The 6,500-nt window shown below is 70.0% G+C and carries 4 protein-coding genes and 2 pseudogenes; 3 read left to right on the plus strand and 3 right to left on the minus strand.

Features of this window, described 5'->3' with window-relative positions; all coding sequences use genetic code 11:
- Positions 1-553, minus strand: a pseudogene (locus AC07DW_RS33030) (IS701 family transposase); the annotation flags it as partial.
- Positions 554-952: 399 nt separating this feature from the next.
- Positions 953-3,394, minus strand: a complete 2,442-nt coding sequence (locus tag AC07DW_RS33035; RefSeq protein WP_478861320.1) for a helicase-associated domain-containing protein — start codon at positions 3,392-3,394, stop codon at positions 953-955.
- A 142-nt stretch (positions 3,395-3,536) separates the two neighbouring features.
- Here AC07DW_RS33035 and AC07DW_RS33040 point away from each other — a divergent pair, with 142 nt between their 5' ends.
- Both AC07DW_RS33040 and AC07DW_RS33045 read left to right on the plus strand, forming a co-directional pair.
- Positions 3,537-4,103 (plus strand): single-stranded DNA-binding protein, encoded by a 567-nt coding sequence (locus AC07DW_RS33040; RefSeq protein ID WP_478861321.1) that lies wholly within the window; start codon positions 3,537-3,539, stop codon positions 4,101-4,103.
- Positions 4,104-4,391: 288 nt separating this feature from the next.
- On the plus strand, positions 4,392-5,633 hold the full coding sequence (locus AC07DW_RS33045; protein WP_478861322.1) for an IS110 family RNA-guided transposase: 1,242 nt from the start codon (positions 4,392-4,394) through the stop codon (positions 5,631-5,633).
- Between the two features lie 165 nt (positions 5,634-5,798).
- Here AC07DW_RS33045 and AC07DW_RS33050 read toward each other — a convergent pair whose 3' ends face one another.
- Positions 5,799-6,125, minus strand: a complete 327-nt coding sequence (locus AC07DW_RS33050) for an integrase core domain-containing protein (RefSeq protein ID WP_478861323.1) — start codon at positions 6,123-6,125, stop codon at positions 5,799-5,801.
- Between AC07DW_RS33050 and AC07DW_RS33055 the strand changes: the two are divergent.
- Positions 6,093-6,500 (plus strand): annotated as a pseudogene (locus AC07DW_RS33055) (transposase); the annotation flags it as partial. The gene AC07DW_RS33050 and the pseudogene AC07DW_RS33055 sit on opposite strands and share 33 nt — an antisense overlap.

Consider the following 6,500-nt stretch of genomic DNA (forward strand, 5'->3'; position numbering starts at 1 on the left):
GGGTCTTTCAGGCTGCGGCGGGCCAGGACCCAGTGGCCGTGGCCGTTCTCCCACCAGATCCGGATGGGGATCCGGGCCCACTGGTACATCCGCTCACCGTGGGACCCCTTCCCGGCGGACAGCCGCTTCCAGGCCTGCGGTGCCAGGCCCGCGACCAGCTCGTCGACACGCCTGTCCCGCCCGGTGCGGGTGATGACGGTGTCGCTGGTCTTCACACACATCACGTGCTGATGGCCTGCTGTTCCATCCACCACCGCAGGGATTCCGGCTGTCCGCAGGCCTCGTCCGCGGTGACCCACGCGAACGGCACGCCGGCCTGGACCGCACGGGTGAGCATGGCTTTGAAGTGCCTGGTCTTCGTCGCGAAGGCCACCTCGTCCGGGACGCCCGCCTTGTGGCACCGCTCCCGGTCATCCGTCCACGAGACAGGAAGATACAGTTCCCGGTCGATCAACGCCCGCCCCTTCGTGGAGGCGTAGGCCAGGAACGTGCCGACCTGGCAATTTTCGGTGCGTCCCGCCGTTCCGGAGTGCTGCCGCTGCAAACGGGCGGCCTCGGGCGGCCCGGTGCCCCCGGCGAACAACCCGGCGGCCTCCAGCCGCACCGCCTCGCGGCGCTGACGGCCCCTCGCCGTCAACCCGCCCCCATCCGCATATCGCATGGCCAACGGTCTACCGCCACCACCGGTCTGCCATCAGCCAAACGTCAAGATTCGTCACCTCATAACGCTGAAGTCAGTATCAAGCAGCCCGGAGGTCATAACGTCGGGAAGGGGCGCGATCCGCCTTCCGCCACATCAGCGTCGTCACCAATGTCGCCGGGGTGGCTGGGTCCGCCGACGGGCCCAGCCATCCCGGCGTGTAGCCGCTTGCGGGCGAGGCTGCGGGCCTCAGTCGCTTGCCGGGCCGGGAGCGAGGCGTCAGACAGCGGCATCCGTGACGGCGCAGCTTCCTTAACTGGCGGTCTCAGCCCTGCCGCGACGGGCCGGCTTGGCTGCCGCGGTGGAGGTGCGCAGGAGTGCTGCGGCGAGGGCGGGGGCGGTGGCTGGTCCCGGGCCGTAGTGGGGGTGAGCCTGGGCGAGAGAGGGCATCTGGGACTCGGCCCGTTCGGTGGGGGTTCGTTCCAGAACGGTTGTGCCGGTTTCGGCTTCCAGCACCGGGGTGTATCCGGCGGTGCGCAGTGCAGTGAGTGTGTCGTTGGGGGGTGCGGTGCTGATCAGTACGGTGGGGGCGATCTTGCGCAGGCCGAGTTTTGTGAGGGAGCGGGTGGCGGCGACTTCGGTAATGAGGTGTTCGTCCTCGCTGCGGATGCAGCAGGCTGAGCGGACCACGCGCAGGCGGCCGTGGGTGCGGGCAACGTCCTTGACGGTGTAGACCAGTGGCTGGGGCAGTTCGGTGCCGCCCTCACTGACGGCGGTCAGGTGTTCGAGGATGGTATCGGCGTCCAGGCCGGTGTCGAAGGCGCGGCGAAGTGAGCGGGGGGTGATCCGCCAGACGATGGCGTGTCCCTCGGATTCACGGTCGGCGACGGTGGTGAGGAGGTCGCTGAGGTCGGGGGCGGCGGCGCCGGTGACGGTGGCGGTCAGGTCGGTCTGGAAACGGGCGGTGGTGCGCGGGGCGGGCAGCACCGCGTCGAGTGCTGCCTCCAAGTGGGCTGCGGCGTCGGCGAGTGGGGGGTGGTCGGCCAAGTCGGGGCCTGCGCCGGGAACCGCCGGGAAGTAGCGTTCGGCCCCGGCGCGCAGCAGGGCGTACAGGGCGTGGCCGGTGGTGGTGAGGGCGCCGTGTGCGGTGATGCCGAGGAGTTCGGCTTCGGTCAGGGTCGCCTTCGCGCGTGCACGGGTGTCGTCGGTGTCCAGAAGTTCGGTGAGGGCGGGGTGGAACCAGGCGGCGCAGCTAAGGAGTTCCTCGAGAGCGTCGGCGGCCACGGCATGGCCGGTGGGGAGGGTGGTCAGTGCGTCGAGGATGCCCCGGCGCAGGAGGGTGGCCAGTGGGTCGGTGGGTTCGACCAGTGCGACGGGGCTCTGGTCGTCGTCGGCGGGCCAGTAGGTGAAGATTTCGGGTACCACGGCCCAGGTGGCCAGCAGGGGCATGAGGCGGCGGGCCGGGGTTTGAGTGATCCAGGTGTCGTAGCGGGGGGTAGGCAGAAGGCGTGCCGGTGGCTGGGGCGGTGGTGTGCGGCTGCGGCGTCGGCCCCGCTGGGCGGGCAGGTTGCCCGGTTCGCGGTGGGGGCGGAGGAGGTCGGCGTTGGCGGCGAGGTCGAGCCAGAGGCGGGCCTGTTCCTCGCTGATGGAGGCGTCCCTGGCGATGCGTTTGGTGTCGCGGACGGTGAGGCCGCCCGCTTTGCGGATCCCGGGCGGCTGGGCGGCCACCGTGCGCAGGACGAGTTCGGCGTGCCACACGGCGGCCGCGGCCGCTGCCTGGGCCTGGCCGTCGGCGCCGGCGGGGATCGGCACGGTACGGGTGAGGACCGGCGGAGCCAGGTCCACAGCGGGAATGGCGTCGTCGCGCAGGGCGTGGGCGATCTCGTAGGGGAGTTCGGCGAGGTCGTGGCCCGCAGGCAGGACCATGCCGCGCTCGGCCAGCCAGTCGGTTCCCGGATCGCCGGAACCCCCGGGGCGTATCGTAAACTTGCTGTTCGGGCCGGAGTAGTAGCTGTAGCGCGTCACGAAACAGTGGGTGCGCAGCAGTGGAGGCCCGGGCACCAGCTTGTCGAGCAGGTCACGAGCCGCAGGCGGGGCCTGGGCGGCCAGCCGCCGTACGTTGCCCGCGTCCTGGAGGAAAGCGACAATCTTCTGCTGGGAGGCGTCACGCGTGCTGCCCTTGCCCAGGCCCAGCCGTTCGGCGATCGCATGCACCTCGGGGGCGTTGAAGGCGTCGGTGAGCAGCTCATCGACGGGCCGACCGTAACGCTGAAGGGCAGCCGAGCCGCAGTGCAGCAGCGCGGGAACGATGATCTTGCCCGAGTGAGGGGGCAGGACCAGCGCCTGCTCAGCCAGGCGTTCCAGTGCTTCCTCGACAGCGGCCCGCTCCGTATTGGCGGATGCGAGCTTGTCCAGGACCACGGCGCGTGCGACGGCACGGCCCGCCGGATCAAGGCCGGGATCCTGCCTGGGCATCCAGGACTGGGCGGGCACGCTCTGCCGCGGGACGGGCCCGTGCTCGGCATCGGCGAGCTGGGCGATGGCGGCCAGCAGCCGCAGATCACCGGCATGCAGCGATTCGAGAGCGCGGCTGACGGACGCATCGGACAGCAAGTGGTCGGCGAGCTGGTCCAGGGTGCGCAGGCCCTTCCCGTATCCGGCGGCCTGCGGCAGCGACCTGAGCTCCAACAACGCGGTCAGCTGCGCGGGAGTGCGCCCGGCGAGCCAGTTTTTCAGGGCAGTCGTACTCTTCACCCTCCGATCGTAGGGGACAACGGGGCACTGCCGTCCCGGTCCCTGCCGCCTTCCCCGTCGGAGTGAGGGCCGCCGCCCCGATGTGTCAGTGGGGTGCGCGGAGGGGCCGGGCAATGACATCCCGCTGACGGGGATCGGGAATATGGTGGAAGACCCCGCCCTTCGGTTCACCCCCAACGGCGTCCCGGTCGCCCGGTTCACCATCGCCTCCACCCCACGGACATTCGACTGGGAGGACGATACGCAGAGGAACGGTGAACGGACGTTCCTGGACTGCACCGCCTCGCGGCAGCTGGAGACCTCGCCGCCTCGGCCCGCAAAGGAGCCCGGCTGGTGGTCGCGGGCAGGCTACGTACAGAACGCTGGAAGACCCCCGAGGGGCGAGAAACGCTCGAAGATGGTCATGGGCGCCGACGAGGCCACAGCGTCCATGACGTTCGCGACCGTGACCGTTACCCCGCACCCCCGTTACCGTAATGGGGATCGAAGCCGGCGGATCGCTACCCGTTACCCGGTCCCGCGAGACCTCGAAAAAGAGCGCGGCCTCCGGCTTCATCTCGGCGGCGATCGGCTGACGTCCGGTGAGCCAACATCCCAGGGTCTTGAGTCCCCAGGTCTGGCCCCGGGCATCAGCCAACCGCCGCCGAGGAACGCGACCGTGAGGGTGCCAGGCGCCGGGGTCACTCCTGAACGACACTCGAGGCCCTGACCTCCAGAAAGAGATCGGAGGGCTCCGGCGTCCGGCACTCTCACGGCCGCTGCCGCGCGGATGATCGAATGTCCGTGGTCCGAGCCCGCCGCAGGGCGCACCTCTCACCTCACCGGGACGCCTCCGAGCTCCTGCACAGACCGAGGCCCCTGCGGTCAGCTGGGGTTACGAACGACTAATCGGATGACGGGCCGGGCCCAGAGCCCTTCCATTAGGGAGTCGCGTGCCTCCGCACAGGCCTTTGACCAGCGGATATGCACATCGGACGGAAGAGCAAGGGGGAGGCCCGTGAAGGTGTTCTGCGGGATCGACTGGGCCAGCGACCACCACGACGTCGCCGTGGTCGACGGCGACGGCAAGCTCCTCGGCCGGGCCCGGATCGGCGACGACGCGGCCGGTCTGCAACAGCTGCTTAGCCTCTTGGCCGAGCATGGCGATGGCCCCGGCGAGCGGATACCGGTGGCGATCGAGACCTCCCGCGGACTGCTGGTCGCCGCTTCTCGCGCGACCGGCCGGCCCGTATACGCCGTCAACCCGATGGCCGCCGCCCGCTACCGCGAGCGGCACAGCGTCTCGCGCAAGAAGTCCGACCACCTCGACGCGATGGTGCTGGCCAACATCCTGCGCACCGACGCCGACGCCCACCGCCAGCTGCCGGCCGACAGCGAGCTCGCCCAGGCCGTCGCCGTCCTGGCCCGTGCCCAGCAGGACGCCGTCTGGGACCGCACTCTGGCCGGCAACAAGCTTCGCTCTCACCTGCGCGAGTACTTCCCCGGCTACCTCGCCGCCGTCCAGCCGGTTACCGGCGGTTTGAACGCGCCGCTGGCCCGCACCCTGCTCGCCGCCGCACCCACCCCCGGCCAGGCCGCCCGCCTCACCCGCACCCAGCTCAAGGCCGTCCTCAAGCGCGCCGGCCGACAGCGGGGCATCGACGCCGAGGTCGAGCGCCTCCACGCCGCCCTTCGCATCCCGCAGATGCGCCAGCTCCCGCAGGTCGAGAGCGCGACGGGCCGCCAGGCCCTGGCCCTGCTCGGCAAGTTCGAGGCCGCCTGCAACGCCGCTGACGATCTGGCCGAAGCATCGGTCGAGCTATTCGAGCAGCACCCCGATGCCGCGGTCATCACCAGCTTCCCGGGTCTCGGCGCGCTCAGCGGCGCCCGGGTGCTCGCCGAGATCGGCGACGACCGCTCCCGTTTCGCCGATGCCAGGGCCCTCAAGGCCTACGCCGGATCAGCACCGGTCACCCGCGCCTCCGGCAAGAGCCACGCGGTCATGGTCCGCCGGGTCAAGAATCAGCGGCTTGCCGCGGTCGGCTACGTCTGGGCCTTCGCCTCTCTCACCGCCTCGCCTGGCGCCAGGGCCCACTACGACCGCCGACGCAAGGCCGGCGACCGCCACAGCTCTGCCCAGAGAAACCTCTACAACCGGCTCCTCGGCTGCCTCCACCACTGCCTTACTACCGGCAGGCCCTACAGCGAGAACACCGCCTTTCCCGCCCCGCCGAAGCTCGAACTGGCCATCGCGGCTTGACCTGCTATCCCCATCGGATGTCTTTTCTGTGGCCCCGCAATGGTGATGGGCCCCGAGCTTTTCGGACACGCAGTAAAATCTCTATATCAGGCCGCTGGCTGCTGCCGCGATGTGGCTGATGCCGAGTAGCTGATCCAGCCCTGCGGGCCGCCGTGCGATGGGAGTTCATGACCGCTCGCCGAGGACTTCCATGGGTGGGCGGTAGCCGATGCCGGAATGGAGTCTGCGCTGGTTGTAGAAACCCTCGATGGATCGTATGACTTCGCGTCGTGCTTCCGCCTTGGTGTCGAACCTGCGATGGTGGACGTTTTCCGTCTTGAGTCTTCCGAAGGACGATTCAGCCGCAGCACTGTCGACACAGGATCCGGTTCGCCCGGTGGGTTGCCGGATACTTCGGGCGGCAAGGGTTTCGGCGAATTCGTGGGAAGTACCGGTGGTCGCAACACCGGCTTCCTGGAGTTCCGGATGCGGCCTCTGGACGCCGGGCCGCACACGTTCGCCTGGGTTGACGTGCTGACAGAAGGTGCGTGAGGGCGGGAGGGTGGTGAACGTGCACCGCCTGGTCGCGGTCGGCGTGAACCATGAGGGCCGGCGTGAAGGCCCCGGGACCGAGGTGACCTCCGTCGAGGACGGAGCCGGCTGGCTCGCCTTTCTGCGCGGCCTGACCGCCCGCGGTCTGTCCGGCCGGGCTGGTTGTCTCCGGCGCCCATGCCGGCCTCACCGGGGCAATTCGGAGCAGCTCTGCCGGACTCACTACGCAGCAGCCTGCTGGCCAGGGTCCCCAAGGCAGCCCAGCCCTGGGTGGCCACGCTGCTGCGGACCGTCTTCGAGCAGCCCGGCGCCGCCGCGGTGCGGACCCAGATGGCC

The organism is Streptomyces sp. NPDC045701 (assembly GCF_056432045.1).